The sequence below is a fragment of the Mesorhizobium sp. B2-1-1 genome, from assembly GCF_006442975.2.
GTDB lineage: Bacteria > Pseudomonadota > Alphaproteobacteria > Rhizobiales > Rhizobiaceae > Mesorhizobium.
This window is the reverse complement of sequence record NZ_CP083954.1, coordinates 3,989,789-4,016,717: the sequence shown is the minus strand read 5'-3', so window position 1 is coordinate 4,016,717 and position 26,929 is coordinate 3,989,789. Positions and strand designations below refer to the sequence as shown.

Genomic DNA, 26,929 nt, shown 5'->3' with positions numbered 1-26,929 from the left:
GAAGGGTATTTTCTTCTTTGCATTCGTGGTCGAGCTTGGCCAAGAATGGCCGGCGAATTTCAGAAGTTTTTTTCGAGGGAGGTTTCAGTGACCCGCACGCCCGGTTTCAACACGCTCGCCGTCCATGCCGGTGCCAAGCCCGATCCGGCCACCGGCGCACGCGCCACGCCGATCTACCAGACGACCTCCTTTGTTTTCGACGACGCCGATCATGCCGCCTCGCTGTTCGGGCTGAAGGCCTTCGGCAACATCTACACCCGCATCATGAACCCGACGCAGGCGGTGCTCGAAGAACGCATAGCGGCGCTCGAGGGCGGCACGGCCGCCCTTGCGGTGGCGTCCGGCCACGCCGCCCAGGTAATCGTGTTCCACAATCTGTTGCAGCCGAGCGACAATTTCGTCGCCGCCAACAAGCTCTATGGCGGTTCGATCAACCAGTTCGGCCATGCCTTCAAGAACTTTGGCTGGGAGGTGCGCTGGGCCGAAGCGAACGATCCGTCAACCTTCGAGAGCCAGATCGATGACAAGACCAAGGCGATCTTCATCGAGAGTCTGGCCAATCCCGGCGGCACCTTCGTCGACATCGAGAAGATCGGCGACATCGCGCGCAAGCATGGCCTGCCGCTGATCGTCGACAACACCCTGGCCTCGCCCTACCTGATCCGGCCGATCGAGCACGGCGCCGACATTGTAGTCCATTCGCTGACCAAGTTCATTGGCGGTCACGGCAACTCGATCGGCGGCGCCATCGTTGATGGCGGCACGTTCGACTGGTCGAAATCAGGGAAGTACCCGATGCTGTCGGAACCGCGCCCCGAATATGGCGGCCTGGTGCTGCACGAAACCTTCGGCAATTTCGCCTTCGCCATCGCCGCGCGCGTGCTTGGCCTGCGCGATCTCGGCCCGGCGATTTCGCCGTTCAACGCCTTTCTCATTTTGACAGGCCTCGAAACCTTGCCGCTGCGCATGCAGCGCCATTGCGACAATGCGATCACCGTCGCGGGCTGGCTGTCCAACCATCCCAAGGTGGCCTGGGTCAACTATCCCGGCCTTCCCAGCGACAAGAACAACGCCCTGCAAAAGAAATACTCGCCGCAAGGCGCCGGCGCGGTCTTCACCTTCGGCCTCAAGGGCGGTTACGAGGCCGGCGTCAAATTCGTCGAAGCGTTGGAGTTGTTCTCGCACTTGGCCAATGTCGGCGACACCAAGTCCTTGGTCATCCATCCGGCGTCGACCACGCACCGACAGCTGTCCGACGAGCAGAAGGTCAAGGCGGGTGCGGGACCGGACACGGTGCGGCTGTCCATCGGCATCGAGGACGTCACCGACATCGTCGCCGATCTCGAACAGGCACTCGCCAAAGTTTGATCTAGCCTCCCCCTCGTAGGAGGGTCGGCGCAAAACGCCGGGGTAAGGCGAGCCGGCCCGAGGCCGGTTCTCATGGAGGCAAATCCTGTCCGAGCATTACCTGACGATATCGACGGATTCTGTCGACGCCGAAGAAGGCGCGCCGGCGCCCGATCGCCTGATCTCAGGCGATCCGAAATTCCGCACCTGGAACGTCGAGGAGCGCGAAGGCGGTCTTTATGCCGGTATCTGGGAATCGACTCCGGGCAAGTGGCGCATCGTCTACGACGAATGGGAATTCTGTCACATCCTTTCCGGCGTTTCGGTGATCGAAGAGGAGGGTGGCGAAGCGCGCACCGTCAGGGCCGGCGACAGCTTCGTGCTGCGACCTGGCTTCAAGGGAAGCTGGGAAGTGCTTGAAACCACCCGCAAGGAGTATGTGATCAGGCTGTGAGCTGCGCGCAGCTCACAGCTCAGGCCTGCGCTCCTTCAGAAGCCGACGGTGAGCGCTTCCAGCCCATGGAAATGATACGTGTCACGGAAGCTTGGGCTTTGGGCAAGACGGAGCTTTGGGTGCCGCTCGAACAAGGTTTTCAGCGACACCTGCAATTCGAGCCTGGCCAGGGGCGCGCCGATGCAGAAATGGATGCCGGCGCCGAACGACACGTTCTTCTGGTCGGCACGATCCGGCCGGAAGGCCCGCGGCTCGGCAAAGGCATGAGGGTCATGGTTGGCCATGCCAAGCAGCAGACCGATCGTCTGGCCGGGCTGCACGACGATCCCGGGAGCGATTTCGATCTCCTGGTAGGCGTAGCGGGTGAACATGTGCAACGGCGCGTCGAAGCGCAGGCATTCCTCGACAGCGGCCGCCGTTGCCTCGGCTGAGGTGAAGAAACGGCGCGGGTCGCCGCCTTGCGCCAAGATCGAGCGCACCGCATTGCCGGTCTGGTGCACGGTCGCTTCGTGGCCGGCATTGAGCAGCAGGATCGCCGAGGACACCATTTCGTCTTCCGACAATTTTTGGCCGCCCTCCTGCGCCGAGATCAGCAGCGACAGCAGGTCGTCGCCGGGATTTTTGCGCCGTTCGGCGATGGTGCCGCGCAGGAAATCGGCGAAATCCTGCGCCGCGCGATTGGCCGTCTCCTCGATCTCGCGAGTGCGGCCATGCACGTACATGGCGACCATTCGATGTGACCAGTCGAGCAGTTGCGGTCCCATTTCGACCGGCACGCCGAGCATCTCGGCGATGATGGTGATGGGCAGGGGAGAAGCGAAGGCGGGCAGCAGGTCGACTTGCTTGCCCGGCTCGAAACGATCGATCAGTTCGTTGGCGAGTGCCTCCACACGCGGCCGCAGCCGCTCGACCTGGCGCGAGACGAAGGCGCGGTTTACCAGTGTTCGAAGCCGCGTGTGCACCGGCGGCTCCAGTTCCAGCATGGAATTGGCTTCGATGCCGTCGAATGCCTTGAGATGTGTTCTATCCCGGCCGATGCCACGACTGTCGGGAATGCCCGCCGGGTTCTGGCGGCCGAAGCGGCGGTCGCGCAACAGCTTGTTGACATCATCGAAGCCGCCAAAGCACCAGAACCCGAATTCTTCCCAGAAAAAGACGTTCGATGCATCGTGCAGGAACGCATAGGCCACGTACGGATCCTGGAAGAAAGCCCACTCGTGCGGGTCAAGCCTCAGGTGACGGGTCGCTGGATCAAAGGCGAGGTAGGATGGCGTCGATTTGGTCATGCCAGACCAATAGCGCGGCTTGCCAGCCTGGTTCCAGACCGTATGTTGGCGCCCGCAATCCAATGCGTTGAGCCAGCCGCAACGGCTGCGGAAAGTCTGATTTGATGAATGTGATCGTTGTCGGCGCGGGCATCGCCGGTCTCTCCACCGCATGGGCGCTGGTCAAGGCCGGCCAGAGCGTTTCCATCGTCGAGCAGGGGCCGATCCCCAATCCGCTGGCGGCATCCGGCGACCATCACCGCATCATTCGCCGTGCCTACCGGGCCGGGACCGGCTACGGCCGGCTGATCAGCGAGGCCTATGAAGCCTGGGACGAGATGTGGGCCGACCTCGGGGAGAACCATCTCGATTCCAGGGGCTTTCTCTGCGTCTCGCGCGAGCCGGGCGACGAAGCCGAGGAATACCGGGACGGGCTGGAGGAGGGAAACTATCCGTTCGACCTGCTGGAACCTGATGCCGCGGTCGAACGCTGGCCTTTCCTGGAGCCGGGCTCGTTCCGCTACGCCTATTTTTCGCCGGAAGGCGGCGCGCTGCATTGCCGCAAGATCGCGTCCGGCCTGGCCAAGTGGCTGCGCGCCAACGGCGCCAACGTCTACGAGAACAGCAAGGTGACGGCGGTCGACCCCGAGGCAGGGCATATCGTGCTCGCGTCCGGCGAGACGATGCAGGCCGACCGCATCGTCGTCGCTGCGGGCGCCTGGGTGCTGAAACTGTTCCCCGAACTCGGCGGCGAACTGAAGACGTACCGAACCGCGCTCGCCTATGTCGAACCGCCGGCGGACCTCAAGGCCGTCTGGGAAGTTGCGCCCGTGGTCCTCGATGTAGGTGGCAAGACCGACGGCTACATGATTCCGCTGACCCGAGGTGCCGGCATGAAATTCGGTTCAGGCCTGCACAGGGTGCCGACCAGCGACGCCGACTGGAACCGGCAGCCGGTGCCGGGCGAGGGCGAGGCGATCCGCAACCTGTTTTCACCGCCGATCGCCCGCATCGAGGAGTATGAGGTGACCGAAGTGGTCACCTGCGCCTATACATTCACGGACGATGAGAAATTCCTGGCGCATGAGACGGGCAAATGCCTGATCGTCTCGGCCTGCTCGGGCCATGGCTACAAGTTCGGCGCGGCGGTCGGCCGGCGCGTGGCGGCGGCTGTCGATGATGGCGATATTGCCGGCCTGAAACGTTGGTTGCGAGCCGAAATCGCCTGAATTCAATCCTGGCAATGCCTGGGAATATGCACGCGCCGCCAGCCGGATGAGCCTTCGCGCACCAGCACGCGCCGCGCGACGGTCTGGTAGGCGGCGGGAATGTCGACGACGCGCCTTTGCTCCGGTCGCACCAGCACCTCCTCGGCGATCCTGTCATATTGCGCCGGGATGACGGTGCGCCTCGTGCGCTCCGGCCGGATCACCACCGTTTCGGCGACGCGTTCATAGCGCGCCCCGTGCCGGACCTTGCACAGCACCTTGCGGCCGTGGATGACGCGCCATTCCCAGGAATAGCCGCCATCGTCGACCTTGACTGTGTGGTAGACGGTGCGGGTGATTGCGGGCACCACCTCATAGGTCACCTGTGCCGGAACCGTCATCACCACGCGCTCGCGCGTGCCGTAGATCGGCGCTTCATAATCGACCTGCTGGCTGGGCGGACTGATCATCACGTCCTCATACACGGTATCATAGACATCAGGCGTGCGGACCGGCTCATAGCATTCGACGGCGCGGCCGCCCGCGGCCGTCTGCGAAATCGAGCCAAGCATGGTCAGCCCGGCCATGGCGAAGCATGCGGTTTTCCTGGACATGACATTCCCCCTGTTGAACCGTGGACACAAGTTCAACGTTGAATTGTAGGGGAAGCGGTCCGCGAGAAAAGCAGTTTCGGCGCATTTCGTTAAGTGATGCGTTAAGAAACTGCTACCTGTCTTCGGCCGCAGGTGCCGTCGCGAGCCTGCGGAAGCGCCCGCCGCTGCGAATCTCGCCTGGAAAGCTTGATTCGACTTACCCAGATGGCTAGGAGGGGGCGGCCTTGCACAAGGATGAGCCGGCATCCTATTTACACAATAACGATCCAGAACCGATTCTGCCCGAGTTGCCAGCATGTCCGGCGCCGGAATCCCACCGCGAGACAAGAGATAACGAATGAAGAACCCCGTCGAAACCTACATGAACCTCGTTCCGATGGTGGTCGAACAGACCAATCGCGGCGAGCGGGCCTACGACATTTTCTCGCGCCTCCTCAAGGAGCGCATCATTTTCATCACCGGTCCGGTCGAGGACGGCATGGCGACGCTGGTCTGCGCGCAGCTTCTGTTCCTGGAAGCCGAGAATCCGAAGAAGGAAATCAACCTCTACATCAATTCGCCCGGTGGCGTCGTCACCTCGGGCATGGCCATCTACGACACCATGCAATTCATCAAGCCGGCCGTGTCGACGCTGTGCATCGGCCAGGCGGCCTCCATGGGCTCGCTGCTCCTGACCGCCGGCCACAAGGACATGCGCTTCGCCACGCCGAACGCCCGCATCATGGTTCACCAGCCGTCCGGCGGCTTCCAGGGCCAGGCGTCCGACATCGAGCGTCATGCCCAGGACATCATCAAACTGAAGCGCCGCCTCAACGAGGTGTACGTCAAGCACACCGGCAAGAGCTACGACGAGATTGAAAAGACGCTCGACCGTGACCATTTCATGACCGCGGACGAGGCCAAGGACTTCGGCCTGATCGACAAGGTCATTTCGTCGCGCGAAGCGGCCGAAGGGGCGCTGGCATAACGGCATATTGGCAGTTGGATGGCGGCATCACGCGCTTTTGGCGCGTCTTGCGGCATTTCGGCCACAATTGGCTGTTCCCTCGACGATCGGGATTGCCTACGTTAAGGCTATGTTGATTTTCGACGGCTTAGCTTTGTGTGGGGTTGCTGCGAATCATTGCCACGTTTTCTGATTTGTGTTTCGTACGGAATACGTTGCGGGAGCCGGGATACTGGCGGCGGCGGATTCCCGCGATAAATAGAGTATGCGCCCTTTCAGCCAGACCATCGGCGGGCGGCCATGAAAGGACATGAAAATGAGCAAAGTCGGCAACAACAGCGGCGATTCCAAGAACACGCTTTATTGCTCGTTTTGCGGCAAAAGCCAGCATGAGGTGCGCAAGCTGATCGCCGGCCCGACGGTCTTCATCTGCGACGAATGCGTCGAGCTGTGCATGGACATCATCCGCGAGGAGAACAAGACCTCGATGGTGAAGTCGCGCGAGGGTGTGCCGACCCCGCAGGAGATCCTCAAGGTTCTCGACGACTACGTTATCGGCCAGCCGTACGCCAAGCGCGTGCTTTCGGTGGCCGTCCACAATCACTACAAGCGCCTCGCCCATGCCGGCAAGAACAACGATGTCGAACTGGCCAAGTCCAACATCCTGTTGATCGGCCCGACCGGTTGCGGCAAGACGCTGCTGGCGCAGACGCTGGCCCGCATCATCGACGTGCCCTTCACCATGGCCGATGCCACGACGCTGACCGAGGCCGGCTATGTCGGCGAGGACGTCGAGAACATCATCCTGAAGCTGTTGCAGTCGGCCGACTACAATGTCGAACGCGCCCAGCGCGGCATCGTCTACATCGACGAGATCGACAAGATCTCGCGCAAGTCCGATAACCCCTCCATCACCCGCGACGTGTCGGGCGAGGGCGTGCAGCAGGCGCTGTTGAAGATCATGGAAGGCACTGTCGCCTCGGTACCGCCACAGGGCGGCAGGAAACATCCACAACAGGAGTTCCTGCAGGTCGACACCGCCAACATCCTGTTTATCTGCGGCGGCGCCTTCGCCGGGTTGGACAAAATCATATCGGATCGTGGCCGCAAGACCTCGATCGGCTTCGGCGCCACCGTGGCATCGCCCGAGGATCGCCGCACCGGCGATGTCTTCCGCCTTGTGGAGCCAGAGGATCTCTTGAAGTTCGGCCTCATTCCCGAGTTTGTCGGCCGTCTGCCGGTCCTGGCGACGCTGGAAGACCTCGACGAGCCGGCGCTGATCCAGATCCTGACCGAACCGAAGAACGCACTGGTCAAGCAATACCAGCGGCTGTTCGAGATGGAGAATGTCGACCTGACCTTCCACGAGAACGCATTGTCTGCGATCGCCAAGCGCGCCATCGAGCGCAAGACCGGCGCGCGTGGCCTGCGCTCCATCATGGAAGCGATCCTGCTCGACACCATGTTCGAACTGCCGGCGCTCGAAGGCGTGCGCGAAGTGGTGATTTCGGAAGAAGTGGTGACCGGCAGCGCCCGGCCGCTCTACATCTATTCCGAACAGAAGGAAAAGAAGGGCAATGTCAGCGCCTGACATGCCACTTGAGCCCATATTTTTGTGGAACGGCGCCCTCGGGGCGCCGTTTTGCCATGAGGGGCGTGCGACCTTCGTGATGGAATGGAAAGCCGGCGATGTTAACTCTTGATCTTTGGCCCTCCTGCATCCACCTAACATGGGAAGGCCGAGGTGCCCGATTTCTGTGCTGTAAAACTCCCGTCACAACGGTGGTAGGCGGAACGATCCCCGGTCGTTAATATAAGATTCGCGGTTGGCCGATTGGCGGCCGCGACATGAAAGGTTGGACAATGGCCAAAATAACCAAGGCTCCCAGCGACGGCGTCTTCGCAGTCCTCCCACTGCGCGACATCGTGGTGTTCCCGCACATGATCGTTCCGCTCTTTGTCGGGCGTGAAAAGTCGATCAAGGCGCTGGAAGAGGTGATGGGTCAGGAAAAGCAGATCCTGCTCGCCACCCAGATGAATGCCGCCGATGACGATCCGGAGCCCGATGCCATCTTTGATATCGGCACGCTCGCCAACGTGCTGCAATTGCTGAAGCTGCCCGACGGCACCGTCAAGGTGCTGGTCGAAGGCGCCTCGCGCGCGAAAATCACCGCGTTCACCGACCGTCCCGACTTCCATGAGGCCCGCGCCACCGCGCTGGTCGAGCCGGAAGAGGAAGAGGTTGAGGTCGAGGCGCTGGCTCGTTCGGTCGTCACCGACTTCGAGAACTACGTAAAGCTCAACAAGAAGATCTCGCCCGAGGTGGTTGGTGCCGCCAGCCAGATCGACGACTATTCCAAGCTCGCCGACACGGTCGCTTCGCACCTCGCCATCAAGATCCCCGAAAAGCAGGAGATGCTGGCCACGCTCTCGGTCAAGGAGCGGCTGGAAAAGGCGATGGGCTTCATGGAAGCCGAGATATCCGTCCTGCAGGTGGAGAAGCGCATCCGCTCGCGCGTCAAGCGCCAGATGGAGAAGACGCAGCGCGAATACTACCTCAACGAGCAGATGAAGGCGATCCAGAAGGAGCTCGGCGAAGGCGAGGACGGCCGCGACGAGGCCGCCGAGATCGAGGCCCGCATCAAGAAGACCAAGCTCTCCAAGGAGGCCCGCGAAAAGGCGGAAGCCGAATTGAAGAAGCTGAGGACGATGTCGCCTATGTCGGCGGAATCCACCGTGGTGCGCAATTATCTCGACTGGATCCTGTCGATCCCGTGGGGCAAGAACTCCAAGGTCAAGCAGGACCTGGCGTTCGCGCAGAACGTGCTCGACACCGACCATTTCGGTCTCGACAAGGTCAAGGACCGTATCGTCGAGTATCTCGCCGTGCAAAGCCGCCAGAAGAAGCTCAAGGGGCCCATCCTGTGCCTCGTCGGCCCTCCCGGCGTCGGCAAGACCTCGCTCGGCAAGTCGATCGCCAAGGCGACCGGCCGCGAGTTCATCCGCATGGCGCTGGGCGGCGTGCGTGACGAGGCCGAGATCCGCGGTCACCGCCGCACCTATATCGGCTCGATGCCCGGCAAGGTCATCCAGTCGATGAAGAAGGCGAAGAAATCCAATCCGCTCTTCCTGCTCGACGAGATCGACAAGATGGGCCAGGATTTCCGCGGCGATCCGTCGTCGGCGCTACTCGAGGTGCTCGATCCCGAGCAGAACTCGACGTTCATGGATCACTACCTGGAGGTCGAGTACGACCTGTCGAGTGTGATGTTCGTGACGACGGCGAACACGCTGAACATCCCTGCGCCCTTGATGGACCGCATGGAAATCATCCGTATCGCCGGCTACACCGAGGACGAGAAGATCGAGATCGCCAAGCGGCATTTGCTGCCCAAGGTGGTGCGCGATCACGCGCTACAGCCGAAGGAGTTCTCCGTCAGTGAGGACGCGATCCGCGCCATCATCCAGACCTACACCCGTGAAGCGGGCGTCAGGAGCCTGGAGCGCGAGCTGATGAAGCTCGGACGCAAGGCGGTGACCGAGATCCTGAAGACGAAGAAGAAGACTGTGAACATCACGGCGGACAATCTCGCCGATTATCTCGGTGTTCCGCGCTTCCGCTTCGGTCAGGTCGAGGCAGACGACCAGGTCGGCGTCATCACCGGACTTGCCTGGACGGAAGTCGGCGGCGAGCTGCTGACGGTTGAAGGCGTCATGATGCCCGGCAAGGGCCGCATGACGGTGACCGGCAATCTGCGCGACGTGATGAAGGAATCGATTTCGGCGGCGGCCTCCTATGTCCGCTCGCGCGCTCTCGATTTCGGCATCGAGCCGCCGCTGTTCGACAAGCGCGACATCCACGTCCACGTGCCGGAGGGTGCCACGCCCAAGGACGGGCCGTCGGCCGGTGTGGCGATGGCGACCGCGATCGTCTCCGTGCTGACCGGCATTCCGGTCAGGGCCGATGTCGCCATGACCGGCGAGATCACGCTGCGCGGCAGGGTGCTGCCGATCGGCGGTCTGAAGGAGAAGTTGCTTGCCGCACTGCGCGGCGGCATCAAGAAGGTGCTGATCCCGGAAGACAACGCCAAGGATCTGGCGGATATTCCTGACAACGTGAAGAACGGTATGGAAATCATCCCGGTCTCGCGGGTCGGCGAGGCATTGCGCCACGCGCTGGTGCGTATGCCGGAGCCAATCGAATGGGTCGAACCGGTCAATCCTCCTGCCGCGACGGACACTGCGGATGACGCCGGAAAGTCGCTTGCGCATTAGTTCTTGCTAAAGTTGCAGCGCAAAAACAGAAAGCCGGGCCTCGCGCCCGGCTTTTTCATGTGAAAAACCCCGGAATTCCGGGCTTTTTTCCATCCTTTCCCGGCTTTTCGACTTGGTTGCGGGAGCGCTTCTTTCTAAAGTCCGTTTCCTGCCGGATGAGTCGAGAGTTCCGGTGTTCTCATGGAAGGGAATTTTTATGAACAAGAACGAACTGGTGTCCGCTGTCGCCGACGCCGCGAGCATTTCGAAGGGTGACGCGCAGTCGGCTGTCGATGCGGTATTCTCCGTCATCACCGGCGAACTGAAGAAGGGCGGCGATGTCCGGCTTGTCGGCTTTGGCAATTTCACCGTGTCAAAGCGCGCAGCCTCGACCGGCCGCAACCCTCAGACCGGCGCCGAAGTGAAGATCCCGGCGCGCACCGTGCCGAAGTTCTCGGCCGGCAAGGGTCTCAAGGACGCCGTCAATTAAGCGCCTTTTTTAAATTTCAAATATCAGAAAAGCCGGGCAAGCCCCGGCTTTTCTTTTGCGCTCGTACTGGGATAGGTTCGCGATTGCGAGCTACCCGGTCGGCGCGTCCGCCCGCATCAGGCCGTCCTTCTTCAGGTCGGCCCAGAGTGCCGCCGGCAGTTTCGCATCGAGCAGTGACCGATTGCTTTCGACCTCGCTTGGCCGCTGGCCACCGGGGATCACCGACACGACGGACGGATGCAGCAACGGAAACTGCAACGCTGCCTCGATCAGGCGCACGTCATGCCGCCGGCAGACCGCCTCGATGCGCGCCACCCGGTCGAGCACGTCCCGCGGCGCTTCGGTGTAGTTGTAGAAGGCACCCGGCTTCGGCCCCGTGGCCAGGATCCCGGAATTGTAGGGGCCGCCCAAAACGATGCCGATGCCGCGCTTCTGGCAGAGTGGCAGGAAGGATGTCAGCGCCTCCTGCTCGAGCAGCGTATAGCGGCCGGCAAGCAGGAACAGATCGAAATCACCGCGCTCGGCCAATGTCTGGGCAACCTGCCATTCGTTGATGCCGCCGCCGAAGGCCTTGATGACGCCCTGGTCGCGCAAGGCAAGCAGTCCGTAATAGCCGGAGCGCATAAACTCCTCTATGCGCTGGTCGGACGCTTCCTTGCTGCCATGGGTGAAGATGTCGACATCGTGCACGAACAGAATGTCGATGCGGTCGACGCCGAGCCGTTCCAGGGACGCTTCGAAGGAGCGCATCACGCCGTCATAGCTGTAGTCGTAGACCTCCTTGCGCGACGGCGTGTCGAAGAACTTGCCGATGCCGGTGCGCTCTTGCGGCGGACAGGCGCGCATGATGCGGCCGACCTTGCTCGACAGCACGTAGTCGTCGCGTTTCTTGCCGCGCAGGAAGGGGTTGAGCCGCGTCTCCGACAGGCCAAGCCCATAGAGCGGCGCGGTGTCGTAATAGCGGCAGCCGGTCGCCCATGCAGCCTCCAGCGTCGCATTGGCGTCCTCGTCGGAGACGGCGCGGTAGAGGTTGCCGAGCGGCGCCGTGCCGAAGCCGAGTTCGGTGAAGCTGATGCGGCCATTGCCGATGCGGTCGAAATGCCGTGTCTTCATATCCTGCCGTTTGCCTCATTGATTTGTCTGAAATGACACTATCACGCTCGTGGCACAGCAAAAGCGCGCAGGGGCGTTGGACACGGATTTTGGCGGTGATAGCATGAATAAAAACAAGCTGTTCGGGGAGAGACGTGACCGGGAATTTCCACTCTTCTTCGACCTCGGATCGTTGGACGGCACCGTCGTGAGCGATGGGGGCTCGCAGATGTTCAGGACCGCTCTGGACGAGCTCGGCACTGTGCTGGCGCGCGTCGACGACGGCCGGATCGATGCCGCCTGCGAGATGCTTGCAGGAGCACGGCAGATCGTCGTCTATGGCTGCGGCCGCGAGGCCTTGCAGGTCAAGGGCTTCGCCATGCGGCTCCATCATCTGGGCCTGCCGGTGTCGGTGGTCGGCGACATGACCACGCCGCCCGTGGCGCAGGGCGATGTCTTCCTGGTCACTTCCGGGCCTGGAGAAACCGCGACCGTGCTGACCCTGATGCAGGTGGCGCGCCAGGCCGGCGCGACGGTTCTGCTTCTGACCGCCCAGCCCGGCGGCAGTGCAGCGCGCTTGGCCGACTTCACGCTGCTCGTGCCGGCGCAGACCATGGCCGACGACCAGGGCCCGCAAAAAACATCGGTCCTGCCGATGGGATCGGTGTTCGAAGGCGCGCTGTTCCTGCTGTTCGAGGTCATGGTGCTGAAGCTCAGGGGGTTGACCGCGGCCTCGCCGGAGGCGATGCGGGCCCGTCACACCAACATGGAGTAGTGCGATGCGCTACGAGCTGATGCTGCCGCACCAGATCCGCAAGGCGATCGCCCAGAACTGGCCGGTCGCGCTGCCGCTCGGCGTGCTCGAATACCATGGCGAGCACATGGCGGTCGGCATGGACACGCTGGCGGTCGTCAAGACGCTGGAGCTGTTTGAGAAGGAGCGGGAGATCGTCATCCTGCCGCCCTTCTACTACGGCGCGGCGAGCTACGCCGTGGCGCCGCCGGAGGGCACAGGCTCGGTGCAGGTTGGCGGCAATCAGCTGGCGCCCTTCGCGGAGGAACTGTTCTACAGCCTTCTGCGCATCGGTTTTCGCAACATCCACGCCATTATCCACCACCAGACCGAGAATTTCGCCGCCGGCATGCCGACCGATCTCGCCTTCAAGGCCGCCGGACGTCAGGCGATCTTCCGTTTCCTTGAGAAGGAACGAGGTGAAGGCTGGTGGGGCTCCGAGGCGATGGCCGCCTACTATGCCGAGCATGCCGAGGGCAGCAATTTTTTCAACTGGGTGCAGGTGCATCCGCTGATGCCGGCCGAGATGAACGGCAAGTACCCGTTCGACCATGCTGGGATCGGCGAGACCTCGCTGATGCTGGCGCTATGCCCTGAGGCTGTCGATGCCGGCCATTTCGCCGACAATACGAGCTGGTATACGGCCAGCGCTCCGGATGCCTCGGCTGCGCTCGGAGCAGAGGGCGTTGCCATGATCATGGATCACCTGCGCACGATCCTGAGGGGCTAGCGCGGTTCTCCTTCTCCCTTGTGGAGAAGGTAAGGACGGCGCCGCCTATTTCACCGCTCCCGCGGTCATACCCATGATCAGGTAGCGCTCCAGCGCGATGCCGATGACGGCCAGGGGCGCGATTGCCGCCGTGGCAAGCGCTGCCATCGACCACCAGTTGATGCCTTGCGAACCGGTCTGGCTCGCCACCATGACCGGAATCGTCTTGGCGTCGGTCGAGGTCAAAAGGGCGGCGAAGAAATACTCGTTCCAGCACAGCACCATCGCCAGGATGAAAGCCGCGACCATGCCGGGCAGGGCAATCGGCATGACGATGCGAAAGAACGCGCCCCAGATCGACAACCCGTCGACGAGGGCCGCTTCCTCGAGCTCGACCGGGATGGAATTGAACTGGTCGCGCATGATCCAGATGACGATCGGCAGCACCATCAGCGTGTAGAGCAGGATCAGCCCGATGCGCGTGTCGAGCAGTCCGACTTCGCGGTAAAGCACCAGGAACGGCAGTGCGAGCACGACCGGCGGCAGGATGAGCTGCGACAGGAAGAAGAAGGAAATGTCCTCGTTCTTGAACCAGGCGAAGTGATAGCGGTAGCGCGTGAGGCCGTAGGCGGCGAGGCTGCCGATGACGATGGCGAGGCTCGACGCGCCGACCGAAGTGATGACCGAATTCATGAAGCGCTTGAAGAATTCGTCGCGGACGGTCGACGTCTGGAAGATCGAATCCGGCGACAGGCCAAGCGATCGCCAGCCCTTCCAGTCCGGCTGGAAGTCGACGAAGGGGATCAGATGCCCCTGGGTCACGTCTACCGCCGACTTGAACGAGGTCGTGATCGTCCAGTAGATCGGAAACAGGCAGATGAAGGCCCAGAACACCAGCGCGCCGTATATGAAGACGCGGCTGGTGATGAAGCTCGCCGGCGAGCGGATTTCGGAGACGGTATAGTCGGTGGTCTGAACGCTCATGATCCCGGCCGCTCTAATTCACATTGCGCACGAAGCGGTTGGCGACCTTCAACAGCCAGGTCACGAACACCACGATGATGACGAGATAGGCCATCGCCAGCATCGTGCCGTAGCCGACATTGGAACGGTCCCGGTACTCGCGATAGATAAAGCTCGACACGGAATCGGTGGCGCCGCCCGGACCACCCGAGGTGACCGTGATGATGATGTCTGCCAGTTTCAGCTTGAAGATGATGCGCAGCACGACCGCGGTCACCGACACCGGCAGCATCAGCGGGAAAGTGACCTGCCAGAAGGTCTGCCAGGCCGTGGCGCCGTCGACCCGCGCGGCCTCCAGCACCTCGCGCGACATCGCCTGCAGGCCGGCAAGCAGCATGATCATCATGAAGGGGATGAAGGTCCAGGCGTCGAGCATCATGATCGAGATGCGGGCGGTGATCGGGTTGGAGAAGAAGGCTGGATTGTCCCAACCGAGGTGGCGGGCCAGTGTCGCCGCCGGCCCGAACCGGTACTCCATCAGCGATTTGCCGATCATCCACGAGACCGCGACCGGTGACAGCATCAGCGGCATCAGGAAGACGACGCGGAAGAATTTGCGCGCCCGGATCTGCGCGTTGAGCAGCAGCGCCAGGCCGAAGGCGATGACATATTCGACCAGCACCGCCAGCACATAGAGCACCATGTTGAACAGCGCGTTGCGATAATAGGGATCGCCGAGCATCTGCCAGAAATTGTCGAGCCCGTTGAACTTGCGGCCCGAGAATGAACTCAGGTTCCAGTCGGTCAGCGCGATGTAGAAGCCGAACAGGGTCGGGAAGATCACCATGGCGATGGTGAACAGCAGCGCCGGCAGCAGGAACAGCGCACGCTGGCCGTCTTCGCCGCGCGTCAGCACCTGGCCGACGCCGAGCGCCACGCCCCACAGCACATAGGCGTAGACCACGGGCCGCCATGTCTCGAAGCCGATCGTGTCGACCTCGCTCTTGTAGAGGATTTGCACCAGGATCGTTGCCAGAAGGCCGAGCGTCGCGACGGCCATCAGGGCCCAACCAAGCCGTTTGCGGCCGGGCGGGATCAGATCGGTCGGCACGGAATTTGCCGGCCACGCATTCGTGGTCGAAGTCTGGTCAGCCACGCCTCTTGCCTCTTTTGCGCAAATGACCGGCCGAAGCCGGCCGAGATACGGCCCGGCGAACAGGTTCCGCCGGGCCATAACGCCTGCCTACAGACCGAGCGAGGCCTTGTAGAGCTTGATCTGGTTGTCACGGCCGATCTGGTCGGTCAGCTTCTCCCAGGCCGCGGCAATGGCGTCTGCGCCCTCCTGGGCCTTCATCTTGCCGGCGAAGGTGTTAGCCAGAATGTCCTCGGCGGCTGAATAGTATTGGAAGATGCCGGGAATGCGTGGCTCGATCGCCGCGTTCGGGTGGTTGTAGCTGTCCGATTCCGACTTGAGATAGGAGGTGATGAAGGCTTCGTCATAGCCCGCCGCCACCCACTCCGGAATGTCGAAATGTGAGTTGCGGTAGGGCTGGAAGCCGGACGGGTACATCGCCGTCCAGATCGACAGGTCCTTGCCGCCGAGATGGGCGGCGGCGGACCATGCCGCCTTCTTCTTCTTCTCGTCGCTATCGACGCGGGCCATGACGTATACGCCCCAGCCGAGATAGGCGCAGTTCGGCGCATAGTTCGGTCCGCTGGCGAGTTTGTCCCACTGCCCGGTCTTGGAGTTGTAGACATCGTCGGAGCCGGGCAGGATCGAGAAGCCGGTGACGTCGCCCACGACGGAGGAGTCGTTGGTCTTGACGTTCGAGCCGACATCGCCCCACCAGGTGACCATCGAGCCGGTGCCGGCCAGGAACTGCTGGAAGGCGGTGGTGTTTGGATCGGCGTTGATCTGGTCGGCAGGCTCCGAAGGCAGCGCGTCGATCACGTCCTGTATGGCGCGCACCCAGGCCGGATTGTTGATGCGCGGCTTCATCGTGTCGGCGTCGAACAGCCAGGCCTTGTCGTCGGGGTGCTTGGCGTACGCGGTGGCGCGGCTGCCGAGGAAATAGAAGCCGAATCCGCCCCAGGGTTTCGGCGCGTCGAGATAGCCGTAGACGTCCTGACCCTTGACCTGCTTGCCCTTGAGGAACTTGGTGACCGCCTGGACCTGCTGCCAGGTCTTCGGCACGCCCCATTCACCGCCGCCGCCGCCGTCCTTCCAGGCCTTGGCGAGGTCGGCATCGGAAAACACATCGGTGCGGTAATTGAAATTATGCGCGTCGCCGTCGACGGTCACGCGGTACTGCTTGCCGTTCCAGGTGCCGACAGGCGGCTTCAGATAGTTGACGAGGTCATCGAAATCGATCTGGGTCTTGACCCAGTCGGGCATCTCGGACGTGAGGCCCTTGCCGCAGACGTCGCCCTCGAACGGCGCGCCCATCTCGATGATGTCGAAGTCGACCGTGCCGGTGGCGATCGACTGCTGCAGGCGGGCATTGTAGTCGGCCTGCGCCAGATCGATCCAGTTGATCTTGGCGCCGGTATAGGTTTCCCAGGGCTTCAGGAAGCCGCGGAATAGCACATTGTGCAGGTTCTGGTTGTTGAGACCCATGAAGGTAAGCTCGACGCCGGCGAATTCGCCTTCCTTGACATTGGCCTTGGTCGCCTCGAGACAGAGCTCGCCGACCTTCTGGAAGTCGGCGTCGGTCGGCTGACCCTTGCCCACGCCGGGGATCTGCAGGATTTTCGAGCGCAGCTCACTGGCGGCGGAGGCCGGGCGCGTGAGGGCGCCGAGCCCGGCGCCGGATGCGGCAGCGATCGCGGCCATCGAGGCCGCGCCCTTCAATATGTCGCGTCGGGTTGCCCCCGCGCGGACCAGCGTTTCGTAGAGACCTGTTTTCATCGATGTTCCTCCCAGAATATCTGTTGTGAATGCGGCCAAATTTCTCAGGCGCTGGAGCGCCAAACGATTCTCCCGGTTCGGAAACGAACGATGCAGGACCCCACCTGCTCGATTGAAGTTCCGTTTTTTTGGTTCGGGCGACCGGTATTCGGACCAGCGCCCGTCACTATTCTCGCAACCAAACGCCGTGTCAACGAGACCGGGTTTTTGTCGGGAAGAGACCGGCTTGCCCTGGCAGGTCGCGTTGGTTAGCTTCTGCGCATACGGCAATGGAGCCGATGGGGGAGATATGGCTCAAGTCGCGATCAGCAAAGTGGCCAAGGCGTTTGGAACCGTCAAGGTTCTGCACGAAGTCAGCGTCGATATATCTGACGGCCAATTCGTGGTGCTGGTCGGTCCTTCGGGTTGCGGCAAGTCCACGCTGCTGAGAATGGTGGCGGGGCTGGAGACCGTCTCCGGCGGCACGATCGCCATCGGCGACCGTGTGGTCAACCACTTGCCGCCGGCCAAGCGCGACATCGCGATGGTGTTCCAGAACTATGCGCTCTATCCGCACAAGACAGTCGAGCAGAACATGGCCTTTGCGCTCAAGCTGCGCAAAACCGATCCAGCCGTGGTTGCCGAGCGGGTCAAGCGCGCCGCCGACATCCTCGACCTCAACCCTTATCTGAAACGCTATCCCCGGCAGCTTTCCGGCGGCCAGCGCCAGCGCGTCGCCATGGGCCGCGCCATCGTGCGCAACCCGCAGGTGTTCCTGTTTGACGAGCCGCTCTCAAATCTCGACGCCAAGCTGCGCGTGCAGATGCGCACCGAGATCAAGGAATTGCACCAGCGGCTGAAGACCACCACCATCTATGTCACGCATGATCAGATCGAAGCCATGACCATGGCCGACAAGATCGTGGTGATGCGGGACGGCCGCATTGAACAGGTCGGCGCACCGCTGGAACTGTTCGACCGGCCTGCCAACTTGTTTGTCGCCGGCTTCATTGGCTCTCCGTCGATGAACCTGCTCAAGGGCGTCGCGCGCAAGGGCGGTGTTGACATCGCCGGCGCTCTGTTCCCGGTCGCGCCCGGCAACGCCGTGGAGGAAGGGCGCGCCGTCGTCTATGGCGTGCGGCCGGAGCATCTCGAGATTCATGCCGATGGCGTGCCTGCCAAGATTTCGGTGGTCGAGCCGACTGGCTCGGAAACCCTGGTCTTCCTGCGTTTCGGGGACGGCGAGATGGTGGCGCTGTTCCGCGAACGCCACGACTTCAAGCCCGGCGATACGCTCAAGCTCAGGCCGCGGCTCGACCACATCCATCTGTTCGATGCCGAGACCGGCAAGCGTCTCTGATCTCAAACTCATTTCACGAGGAATATCATGCTCAAAGGGATCAATCCGCTCCTCAATGCCGACGTGCTCCAGGCATTGCGGGCGATGGGACACGGCGACGACCTGATTGTCGCCGACACCAACTTCCCCTCCGATTCGGTGGCGCGCCAGACGGCGCTCGGGCGGCTGCTGCGCATCGACGCGCCGGCGGCGCAAGTCGTGAAGGCGGTGCTGTCGCTCTACCCGCTGGATACGTTCGTCGACGATTCGGCCGCGCGCATGGAGATCGTCGGCAAGCCGGACGAGATCCCGCCCGTCCAGCAGGAAGTGCAAAAGGAGATCGACGCCGCCGAGGGCAAGCCATGGCCGATGCTGCCGGTCGAGCGCTACGCTTTCTACGAGCGCGCCAAGCAGGCTTACTGCGTCATCCAGACCGGCGAGCGCCGTTTCTACGGCTGTTTTGCCTTCCGCAAGGGCGTGGTCCCGCCGGATGCGGAGTAGCGGCATGCTGGCCGGCAAGCCGATCGTCATCCTCGGAGTCTTTGTCGCCGACACGGCCTATCGCGCCGCGCGGCAGCCGCGCATGGGCGAGACGATCCTCGGAACGTCCTTCACCCTCGGTCCCGGCGGCAAGGGTTCGAACCAGGCGGTTGCGGCCGGTAAGCTCGGCGCCGATGCAACCTTCCTCACGCGCCTCGGCGTCGATGCCTTCGCCGACATGGCCAAGCGCACCTGGAAGGACGCCGGCGTGAAGAATGCCGTGATCGACACGCCCGACAGCTATACGGGCGCTGCCTATATTTTCGTCGAGGAGGGCACCGGCAACAACGCCATCATCGTCAGCCCCGGCGCGGCGATGCTGATCTCGCCCGACGACATCGAGGCCAATGCCGCCCTGATTCGTGGTGCCGGCGTCTTCGTGACGCAACTCGAACAGCCCATCGAGGCGGCGCTGCGGGCGTTGGAGATCGCGCGCGGGGCAGGGGTGACGACCATCCTCAACCCGGCTCCGGCGGCCAGGCTCCCCGACCGCATCTATTCGCTCTGCGACTACCTCACGCCCAACGAGACCGAGACGGAGGAGTTGACCGGCATGAAGGTCGCCTCGGTCGATGACGCCCGCGCAGCCGCCGGCAAGCTGCTCGAAAAGGGCGCCGGCGCCGTCATCGTCACGTTGGGAGAGAAAGGCGCATTGCTGCACACGAGGGATCGGTCCGAACATGTCGCCGCCGTCAGCGCCGGCCCGGTGGTCGAGACCACGGGAGCCGGCGATGCCTTCAATGGCGGCCTGGCCGCCGCGCTGTCGCGTGGGATGGAGCCCCTGCAAGCCGTACGCTTTGCTTGCGCCGTTGCGGGCATTTCGGTGACGAGGCCAGGCACCGCGCCGTCCATGCCGGACTTGCACGAGGTCGAGGCGCTGCTGGCGAGGGGCTGAGGCGTTTGAATGAAAGGCGCCTGAATGGTGGGCGATGACGGGCTCGAACCGCCGACATCTTCGGTGTAAACGAAGCGCTCTACCAACTGAGCTAATCGCCCGCTCCGGGCCGGACCTTTAAGCGGTCGGGGCCAGCTTCGCAAGGCCAAATGAGCGTGGGACGCCGTCGTTGCGGGCCGTATTTGCGAACAACACGCCGGCTGTCAAAAAACCTTCTCCAGTTTGATGTTATGATGGTTTCGTGCGCTTGACACCCGGTGGCGAACCCCTTATCCAGCGCCCAACGACGAACACGGCTGACACGTGCTCGTCAATGCGCGGGTGTAGCTCAGTTGGTTAGAGTGCCGGCCTGTCACGCCGGAGGTCGCGGGTTCGAGCCCCGTCACTCGCGCCATTAGTTTCAAGGGGTTAGCTACCGCCCCTTGAAAAAGTTTCAACTCTCATTTTCCGGAGAGTTTCAACTTTTCGTATTCATTCCGTTCCTGGCCGAGCAGTTTCCTGCCCCTACGTCGGGCTGCGCAGACGGCTACCAGATTGACCGGCATGTACGTCTTCTGGAGCGCCTTGTTCTGGTCGATTGAATTGGCCATCTTGGCCGAGATCGCCTCGATCGAAGCGCCGCTGGCGCGGCGTTGGCCTCGACCGCACCGGAACGCCCAACGTCCATGAACCGGGCGGGCCGAGGGGGGACGCATCGCGATATTCAAGCGGTTCAACCGCTACGGCACCGGTATAGTCTCGGTTTGTGTGAAGACTGCATGTCCGGCCGTGAACACTACGGTATTGGCTAGCAGCGGAGAAATGCCCCCATCGTGCGGATAGACAAAGAATTTTTGCGGGCGCACGCGGATGCTTTCACAGGATCCTGTTAGGCAGGGCAACAAACTCAGACCATCGTGAGGTCGGTTAGGCTGGTGCCCGATCGCGTCCATTATTGTGGGATAGACGTCGATCAACTGCGATTCTCCGTCAGATACCGCAAAATCAGAGTCCGATTGAGAGGGCTTAATCATGAGGGTTGCCATCGACCTGCTTTCAAATGCTGCGGTGGTGCCTCCAAATGCGGTGATGCCGGAGTGATACGGCGGACTCATCTCTGAGCCACCGAGTCCATTCAAAAAGCCTGCCCACCCGGACCCGTGGTCAGATTGTATGACGATAATGGCGTCGTCATAGCGGTCCAGTCGCTTGAGCTCTTGCAAGAACTCCACAACAAGCTTCATGGCGCAACTGGCCTGAGACCTATAGGCAGCCTGGACCCCGACCGCCGCACGTTCGGGATCGACCATGCAATTTGCATCGAGCACGTAGGGGCCATGAGGAAGGATCGCTTGGAACAATGTGTATCTACCGCGTGCGGCAAACCGCTGTTCATTCGCGATCAGATATTTCATCCCCACAACAGCCTGAAATGGATGGACGCCTTGTTCTACGGTCTTCGGGATGTAGCTTTCCGCTTTGCGCTCAAATACTGCGCTAATCCGCTCGCCGGCCGAGTGTCCCCACCCCAAGGCCTCATTTGTCAAGAAATTTGGAAACAATTTTGCAAACAATAATCCAGAAAATTCGACAATTTGCGGGTGTTTGAGCGAGTATTGGTACTTGGTGATCTGCTCTGGCGTGAAAAATACATCTGCAACATTTGTCTGCAATATCTCCGGAAGCCCCACAACATCAACTGCGTAACCATCCGTCCGAAGATCTTTCAGCAATCCTTGATCGAAGGCCGCCCTCCAGGCGGGAAAGCTTCCATTCCGAAATATGGTGCCGGTCAGATAGCTCGCAACCGACGACAACGTATAAGGATAATTTGAAATATTCCGGCGCATAAACGTAAACCCGCGAAAAATGCTCCGGTCATTCATCTCTTCGATCGCGGCAAGTGCAAAATCTGACTGCATCTCATCGAGATGAAAGTGATATATATTTGGAAGGTCCGAGCGGCCATTTATAGACAAGCCGGATTTAGGAGAGTTTTCGGTTTCAGCCGGTGGCACCGGCAGGCCCGCAGCGACAGTGGCCAATCCGGCAATTAACGCGATCGACAGGATGGCAAAAACCCGAACCAGCGTGCCTAGAGTCGTAACTGCACCCACCGCCAACAGCGCGACCAAGATAGCAACTTCTACCGCAGTGATGGAGATGGGCTCCGGGCTTGTGAATGCTGCGCCATCTAAGCGACTCAGCTGAACGGGGGCAAAAACGTCGGCGAGTAATACGAAGGCCCCTAGAAGCAAATACGCCTTTTTTATGAAATCCCGAATTCCGAACAAGGTTAGAGCGCATACAAATATCAAGATAAATGCGCCGCCATAAAAGAAAATAGTGGGGAGCCAAATATCATACCCCAATTCCTTGGCGTTTTTCGCATAAAGCTCCAACGGAAAAAAAACGAAAAGGACTAATATTGGAAACAGTAAGGCAAGAAATGCCGTCGAAATTCTAACAATGCGATTGGCGTTAATACTCATTCGAAAATACCCGATAAAGTACCATCTCTTTTTATTTCATCGCCTATCGAATTGATAAAGTGTACGGCCGGTGGCCGACACTGTTTGTTTCTTCGCAATGCGGGAAACGGACGTAAGTGCGCATTCGAACGAAGAAGGGCTATAATCGGGGAAGATATCCTCTCGAAGAGCAAGCATCTGTCGAATTGTTGGATCATCCTTGGGGACGAACTCGATTATGCCGGTGGGAGCAACGTCAACAATCCATTTGACGGCCTGGTGCAAAGGCACGTTTCTGCCAATGGCAAGATGGTGCTCAAAAGCGAGAGCAAGAACCGCATCAGCTCTGAATCTCGACGAGAAACCCTTTCGTTCCTTCTGAGCCCATCCTTGATCAGGGCTGGGGTTCGCAGCATCCAGCCACAACGGAAGAAAGTTCATTTTAGCTGACGCGGCCCGCAAAAATCCGATGTCGACTGCGGTCTGATCGAAATCGAAGCCAACTACCGCTTTCGCGCCACCCTCCAAAGCGGCGACCGAAAAGTCGCCAGTATTGCAGCCCAGATCGATTGCGGTGGCGACTTGGCCGGATGCCGCGAAATCGTGGATCATTTGCCGCTTTGTCGAGGCCTCTTGACTGGAGTAGGTGTTCATACTCGCGTATGCGCCCCACACAGTCTTGCCGGTGTCGGCCGGCTCTAGACGTGCGATCCACCGGCGCAATTGGGATAAAATGCCGTGATACCCCGCCCGCGGTAGCTTTCTGCTTCGGCTAACCCTTTTGACAGCGTTGCTGGGATCATTCACGGAGCTCTGTTCAAGGCGACTTTGCAGCGTGACGTGGGTCAACATGTTCCACGAAAATCGCTCAGAAAATGTCAGCAAGCGAGCAAAATCGCGGGTGGAAATGCCCTCCAGCGCACCCCTGAACCATGAATTGTGGGCGATTCCCTTCACAGCTCGGAGAAGCAGCGGATTAAGAAACTGCTCGCAGAATTGTCTGTGACCCGTCCAATACTCCCCGTCCCGATATGGCCTAACAGAGAGGATATCGATGAAGATGGGCTTGGAGCCAACGAACTGCACATTGTAGGCGCTTGCGTCAGAAAGGACAAAATTCTCGGTCAATAGTTGTATTTGCAGGTCAAGATGATGCAGGGCTGCTGCCTTCAACGCACCGAAAGACCATTCGTAGGGATAGCTCACGAATGGTATCGCTCCGTGTTCCAACACGTAAGCTGGTTTTCCTACGACCTCGGGCCAATCTGCGGGGGCGACCTCACTGGTCCGGACTATTTTATCCAGCTCGGCGTAACGTAGCAGGATGCCCGCATCCCGGGCGGCCTCATAGCTCGCTTTGCCCTGGTCGGTCACTGTGCGGAAAACCCGGCCATCGGAAACAAAGACCGACCCGGAAGGATCTCGGAACGATCCATCCTCAAAAACTAGTCCTGAACCTTTCATTTCCGGTCTGTACGATTCTTACCGAAAATGCGCGCCAACAGCAGTTTGAGGCGATTGTAATAGATGGTTAACACGGTGGTGCCCGCCGCGACACCTGCAATCAAGCCCTGCAGCAGCATGCTCCCGGTGCCCGGGTCGAGATATGCGTGAGCCGACACCGTCAGACTCAATAAATATAGCATCCCAAGTGAAGCTGTCAGTCTCATCTTGTACAAAGGCCCATACTCCCCATCGGCTCTGCGCGCGGTTGCTGTTTAATGCGCCTTTAATGCGATCCAACGCGTTTGACCAGACATTTGTCACAAATCTTTCACACTTCGAGAAACTTGTGGTGACGGAAATGGCCGCGACAGCGTGTCGCTAGTGAGCCACTCCGTCGCCCGTGCGGCGCCAAACATCTCGGATTTTTGCGATCGGGTTTGGGATCGAACAGGTCTCCGCCAAAATGGCCAAGGAACGCCTTCGTCGCGGCGGGGTTGGCGAAGCAGTGAAGGCGATAGTCCTCATATTTGCCGCTCGACCATATCGCCGGCACGTGCCCGTTCGATGAATGATGCCGCCGGGGGGACACGATTGCGTTTGGCATCAGTGGGAGATCGGCTTCTCGGTTGCTGCCGCTAGGGCGTCGATTGCGTCGCTCCTTGACCTGTAACATCATAGCGTGGGGCTGCTTGAACAACGATGTACTTGGCGCCGTGCCGAGCCGAGGTGGCCGGCGCCCTTTTTTGGGGGCGGGTGGGGTAAACCCGACTTGCAGGACGCCGGCCAGGCGGGTTGGGGTCCGCCAGGAACTATAGTGCCAGAAAACCTTATGGTTCGATATTCCGCGATAACGGAACATCTGCGCCACATGGGCGAGTTCCAGCCGATCTCAAGGGCCTATGATCCGGCTGTTCATCCACCGGCGTTGGTGGCGCATATCGGCTTGCTGGCCGCAGATCTTGCAGGTGTAGACGTTGTGCCTTTTTGCGCGCCGGAGCGCCATTATGCCGATGACCGGGAAGGGCGGAGAGAGCCCGCCGACCGCTGGCATAACGGCTCTCGGCAAAGACGCCTCCCCTGGCAGCTCTGCTATCTACCAGCCCTGCCGACTATACCAGTCGTCGACGTCCCGGCGTACGCGATCCTTCTCGATGCCGTAGCGTTCCTGGATAATGCCCTCAAGCTGATCGCGTTTGCCGGCGATGCGGTCGAGATCATCATCAGTGAGCTTCCCCCACTGCTCCTTGACTTTACCCTTGACCTGCTTCCAGTTTCCTTCGACGCGGTTCCAATCCATTGTGGCTATCTCCTGAATCACACATGGAAGAACGGGTGTATCGCCATGAGGTTCCGGTGGGCCAAATCCCCGTCGATCACCGCCAGCGGGAACGCTGCGGTTGCGCTTGGCATCAGTGATGATGTGCGCTGGCTTTCTTGTTCCCCTCACGCGTTGTTCACGGCGGCGCCAGCCTGAAGTCGCTCCCCTCCGGCAGCAATTGCCCGCCATCGACGACAATCGTGGTGCCGGTGATGTAGCTGGCATCGTCGGAGGCCAGGAACAGGAAGGCATTGGCGACGTCGCGCGGGCTGCCCAGCCGGCCGAGCGGAATGGCGTCTTCCATGTTCTTGATGAAGGCAGCACCCCGGTGAAGCTCCATTCCCTCGGTGAGAATGTTGCCGGGTTCGACGCCGTTGACGGTTATGCCGTAGCCGGCGAATTCGAGCGCCGCCGAACGGATCAGCCCGTTTATGCCTGCCTTGGTCGCGGAATAGTGGCCGTGGCCGGGACTGGTGACGTGCGGTCCGGTGATCGAGGAGGTGAACAGCATGCGCCCGCGGCGCTGCGCCTTCATCGGCACCAGTGCGGCGCGAGCGGCATTGAAACTGCCGCGCAGATTGACCGCCATGACGCGATCCCAGTCGTCCGGGCTGGTGTTCTCCAGCAATTGCCAGGGATAAATGCCGGCGTTCTGGACGATGATGTCGAGGCGGCCATGGTGCGCGAGCGCCAGCGCGACGGCGGCCTCGACATCGGCCAAAAGCGAGATGTCCGTGCCGATGAAGGCGGCGTCAAGTTCACTGGCGGTCGCTCGCCCCACCTCGATCTCGGTGTCGGCAAGCACAAGCCTGGCGCCTTCTTCGGCGAAACGTTGGGCGATGCCCTTGCCGATGCCGCGCGCGGCGCCGACGATCAGCGCTACTTTGCCCGACAGTCTTCCGGTCTCTGGCCGTACGGTCATGCGAGCCTCTGGCGAATGGTTTGCTTGAAGGCGTCGAGCAGAACCGCCGCCAGCACCAGCAGGCCGTGAATGACCTGGGTGAAGTTGGCGGGCAGGCCCATCAGATTGATCGCCGTGTTGATTGCCGACAAAAGCAGCACGCCGGCATAGACGCCGGGTAAGGTGCCGACGCCGCCCTTCAGGCTGACGCCGCCGATGACGACGGCGGCAAAGGCGTTGAACAGCAGGCCGACGCCGAGATTGGCGGTGGCGCCCGATGTGCGGATGGCGAGCAGCCAGCCGGCAAGGCCGGCTATGGCGCCGGCAAGCACGAAGGCGATGATCAGGTTGCGGTTGACGCGAATGCCGGCGCGGAAGGTCGCTGTCTCGTTGCCGCCGATCATCACCAGATGCCTGCCGAAAGGCGTCTTGGCCATGATCAGCGAGAAGACGACGAAGCAGGCGATCGCGATCCAGGCGGTGAGCGGCAGGCCGATCAGCCGCTGGATGCCGAACCAGCGGATGGCAGGCGCCAGATCCTGCGCCGAGCGGCCGCCCGAAATGACCAGCACCAGGCCGCGCACCCAGATGTAGGAGGCCAGCGTGATGATGAAGGCGCTCATCTTGACCTTGACGACCAGGAATCCGTTGAAGGCGCCGATGACGCCGCCGACGGCAAGCGCCAGCAGCAGCGAGACCGGCACCATCAGCCAGTCCGGATGCAACTGCACGCCGATGCCGATGCCCGAAGAGCAGAACAGGATGCCGACCGCCATGGCGCTGAGCGCGGCCACCGATTCGACCGACAGGTCCATGTGCCCGGCGATGATGACCAGCGCCAGGCCGATCGACATCACGCCCAGCACGCTGGAGGCTTCGATGATGTTGGCGAAAATACCGAGCTGGAAATAGTTGGGAATGAAAAGGGAGAACACCACCAGCACGAAGACCAGCATGAACCAGACGAGATTATCGAGGACGAACTCGAGGATTTGACGGGTGCGGGGGCTCATGGGCT

The 26,929-nt window shown here is 61.2% G+C and carries 24 protein-coding genes and 2 tRNA genes; 13 read left to right on the top strand and 13 right to left on the bottom strand.

Annotated features, from left to right (window positions below; genetic code table 11):
- Window positions 1–87 precede the first annotated feature (87 nt).
- Window positions 88–1,368, top strand: coding sequence for an O-acetylhomoserine aminocarboxypropyltransferase (locus FJ972_RS19790; RefSeq protein ID WP_140521837.1), 1,281 nt, complete (start codon window positions 88–90; stop codon window positions 1,366–1,368).
- 85 nt (window positions 1,369–1,453) lie between these two features.
- Window positions 1,454–1,801, top strand: coding sequence for a cupin domain-containing protein (locus FJ972_RS19785; protein ID WP_140515748.1), 348 nt, complete (start codon window positions 1,454–1,456; stop codon window positions 1,799–1,801).
- 35 nt (window positions 1,802–1,836) lie between these two features.
- Here FJ972_RS19785 and FJ972_RS19780 read toward each other — a convergent pair whose 3' ends face one another.
- Complete coding sequence (locus FJ972_RS19780; RefSeq protein ID WP_140521839.1) at window positions 1,837–3,087, bottom strand: cytochrome P450; 1,251 nt, start codon at window positions 3,085–3,087, stop codon at window positions 1,837–1,839.
- A gap of 104 nt (window positions 3,088–3,191) precedes the next feature.
- On the opposite strand from FJ972_RS19780, the gene FJ972_RS19775 reads away from it, so the two are divergent.
- Window positions 3,192–4,295, top strand: a complete 1,104-nt coding sequence (locus FJ972_RS19775) for an NAD(P)/FAD-dependent oxidoreductase (RefSeq protein ID WP_140521841.1) — start codon at window positions 3,192–3,194, stop codon at window positions 4,293–4,295.
- Window positions 4,296–4,297: 2 nt separating this feature from the next.
- On the opposite strand, the gene FJ972_RS19770 is transcribed toward FJ972_RS19775, so the two are convergent.
- A complete protein-coding gene (locus FJ972_RS19770; RefSeq protein ID WP_140521843.1) occupies window positions 4,298–4,888 on the bottom strand; it encodes a hypothetical protein in 591 nt (196 codons plus the stop codon).
- Window positions 4,889–5,225: 337 nt separating this feature from the next.
- Here FJ972_RS19770 and clpP point away from each other — a divergent pair, with 337 nt between their 5' ends.
- The 4 genes from clpP (at window position 5,226) to FJ972_RS19750 (ending at window position 10,578) form a co-directional block, all read left to right on the top strand.
- Complete coding sequence (clpP, locus tag FJ972_RS19765) at window positions 5,226–5,855, top strand: ATP-dependent Clp endopeptidase proteolytic subunit ClpP (protein WP_027028064.1); 630 nt, start codon at window positions 5,226–5,228, stop codon at window positions 5,853–5,855.
- Window positions 5,856–6,150: 295 nt separating this feature from the next.
- A complete protein-coding gene (gene clpX, locus FJ972_RS19760; protein ID WP_140493939.1) occupies window positions 6,151–7,425 on the top strand; it encodes an ATP-dependent Clp protease ATP-binding subunit ClpX in 1,275 nt (424 codons plus the stop codon).
- Window positions 7,426–7,697: 272 nt separating this feature from the next.
- Window positions 7,698–10,109, top strand: a complete 2,412-nt coding sequence (gene lon / locus FJ972_RS19755; RefSeq protein WP_140493937.1) for an endopeptidase La — start codon at window positions 7,698–7,700, stop codon at window positions 10,107–10,109.
- 196 nt (window positions 10,110–10,305) lie between these two features.
- Window positions 10,306–10,578 carry an HU family DNA-binding protein gene (locus FJ972_RS19750; protein ID WP_006201846.1) on the top strand — a complete coding sequence of 91 codons (273 nt, stop codon included), beginning with the start codon at window positions 10,306–10,308 and terminating at the stop codon, window positions 10,576–10,578.
- Window positions 10,579–10,668: 90 nt separating this feature from the next.
- On the opposite strand, the gene FJ972_RS19745 is transcribed toward FJ972_RS19750, so the two are convergent.
- Window positions 10,669–11,691 (bottom strand): aldo/keto reductase, encoded by a 1,023-nt coding sequence (locus tag FJ972_RS19745; protein WP_140521845.1) that lies wholly within the window; start codon window positions 11,689–11,691, stop codon window positions 10,669–10,671.
- A 208-nt stretch (window positions 11,692–11,899) separates the two neighbouring features.
- Here FJ972_RS19745 and FJ972_RS19740 point away from each other — a divergent pair, with 208 nt between their 5' ends.
- Both FJ972_RS19740 and FJ972_RS19735 read left to right on the top strand, forming a co-directional pair.
- Window positions 11,900–12,445: an SIS domain-containing protein gene (locus FJ972_RS19740; protein ID WP_140522180.1), complete on the top strand. Its 546-nt coding sequence runs from the start codon at window positions 11,900–11,902 to the stop codon at window positions 12,443–12,445.
- A gap of 4 nt (window positions 12,446–12,449) precedes the next feature.
- Window positions 12,450–13,193: a creatininase family protein gene (locus FJ972_RS19735; RefSeq protein ID WP_140521847.1), complete on the top strand. Its 744-nt coding sequence runs from the start codon at window positions 12,450–12,452 to the stop codon at window positions 13,191–13,193.
- 45 nt (window positions 13,194–13,238) lie between these two features.
- Here the strand turns inward: FJ972_RS19735 and FJ972_RS19730 are convergent, their stop codons facing one another.
- From FJ972_RS19730 to FJ972_RS19720, 3 genes are all read right to left on the bottom strand, one after another.
- On the bottom strand, window positions 13,239–14,156 hold the full coding sequence (locus FJ972_RS19730; RefSeq protein WP_140515758.1) for a carbohydrate ABC transporter permease: 918 nt from the start codon (window positions 14,154–14,156) through the stop codon (window positions 13,239–13,241).
- Window positions 14,157–14,169: 13 nt separating this feature from the next.
- Window positions 14,170–15,291: a carbohydrate ABC transporter permease gene (locus tag FJ972_RS19725; protein WP_140521848.1), complete on the bottom strand. Its 1,122-nt coding sequence runs from the start codon at window positions 15,289–15,291 to the stop codon at window positions 14,170–14,172.
- Window positions 15,292–15,378: 87 nt separating this feature from the next.
- Window positions 15,379–17,043 carry an ABC transporter substrate-binding protein gene (locus FJ972_RS19720; protein WP_140493924.1) on the bottom strand — a complete coding sequence of 555 codons (1,665 nt, stop codon included), beginning with the start codon at window positions 17,041–17,043 and terminating at the stop codon, window positions 15,379–15,381.
- 289 nt (window positions 17,044–17,332) lie between these two features.
- On the opposite strand from FJ972_RS19720, the gene FJ972_RS19715 reads away from it, so the two are divergent.
- From FJ972_RS19715 to rbsK, 3 genes are read left to right on the top strand one after another with little or no spacing between them, the layout of a single operon-like run.
- Entirely contained in the window at window positions 17,333–18,382 is a 1,050-nt protein-coding gene (locus FJ972_RS19715; RefSeq protein ID WP_140521850.1) for an ABC transporter ATP-binding protein, read from the top strand.
- Between the two features lie 27 nt (window positions 18,383–18,409).
- Window positions 18,410–18,862 carry an RbsD/FucU family protein gene (locus tag FJ972_RS19710; protein WP_140493920.1) on the top strand — a complete coding sequence of 151 codons (453 nt, stop codon included), beginning with the start codon at window positions 18,410–18,412 and terminating at the stop codon, window positions 18,860–18,862.
- A gap of 4 nt (window positions 18,863–18,866) precedes the next feature.
- Window positions 18,867–19,796, top strand: a complete 930-nt coding sequence (gene rbsK, locus FJ972_RS19705; protein WP_140493918.1) for a ribokinase — start codon at window positions 18,867–18,869, stop codon at window positions 19,794–19,796.
- A gap of 25 nt (window positions 19,797–19,821) precedes the next feature.
- Here the strand turns inward: rbsK and FJ972_RS19700 are convergent.
- Window positions 19,822–19,897, bottom strand: a tRNA-Val gene (locus FJ972_RS19700).
- Window positions 19,898–20,113: 216 nt separating this feature from the next.
- On the opposite strand from FJ972_RS19700, the gene FJ972_RS19695 reads away from it, so the two are divergent.
- Window positions 20,114–20,190: transfer RNA gene (locus tag FJ972_RS19695), tRNA-Asp, on the top strand.
- Between the two features lie 325 nt (window positions 20,191–20,515).
- Here FJ972_RS19695 and FJ972_RS19690 read toward each other — a convergent pair.
- From FJ972_RS19690 to FJ972_RS19665, 6 genes are all read right to left on the bottom strand, one after another.
- Window positions 20,516–22,267 (bottom strand): sulfatase-like hydrolase/transferase, encoded by a 1,752-nt coding sequence (locus FJ972_RS19690; RefSeq protein ID WP_140522016.1) that lies wholly within the window; start codon window positions 22,265–22,267, stop codon window positions 20,516–20,518.
- Window positions 22,268–22,303: 36 nt separating this feature from the next.
- Window positions 22,304–23,710, bottom strand: a complete 1,407-nt coding sequence (locus FJ972_RS19685) for a 50S ribosomal protein L11 methyltransferase (RefSeq protein WP_140522018.1) — start codon at window positions 23,708–23,710, stop codon at window positions 22,304–22,306.
- Complete coding sequence (locus FJ972_RS19680; protein WP_404927179.1) at window positions 23,707–23,925, bottom strand: hypothetical protein; 219 nt, start codon at window positions 23,923–23,925, stop codon at window positions 23,707–23,709. The genes FJ972_RS19685 and FJ972_RS19680 overlap by 4 nt, the downstream gene beginning before the upstream one ends.
- Before the next feature lie 860 nt (window positions 23,926–24,785).
- Window positions 24,786–24,989, bottom strand: coding sequence for a CsbD family protein (locus FJ972_RS19675; protein ID WP_140493912.1), 204 nt, complete (start codon window positions 24,987–24,989; stop codon window positions 24,786–24,788).
- Window positions 24,990–25,146: 157 nt separating this feature from the next.
- Entirely contained in the window at window positions 25,147–25,932 is a 786-nt protein-coding gene (locus FJ972_RS19670) for an SDR family NAD(P)-dependent oxidoreductase (protein WP_140522020.1), read from the bottom strand.
- A complete protein-coding gene (locus FJ972_RS19665; RefSeq protein WP_140493908.1) occupies window positions 25,929–26,924 on the bottom strand; it encodes an ABC transporter permease in 996 nt (331 codons plus the stop codon). The genes FJ972_RS19670 and FJ972_RS19665 overlap by 4 nt, the downstream gene beginning before the upstream one ends.
- Window positions 26,925–26,929: the final 5 nt, after the last annotated feature.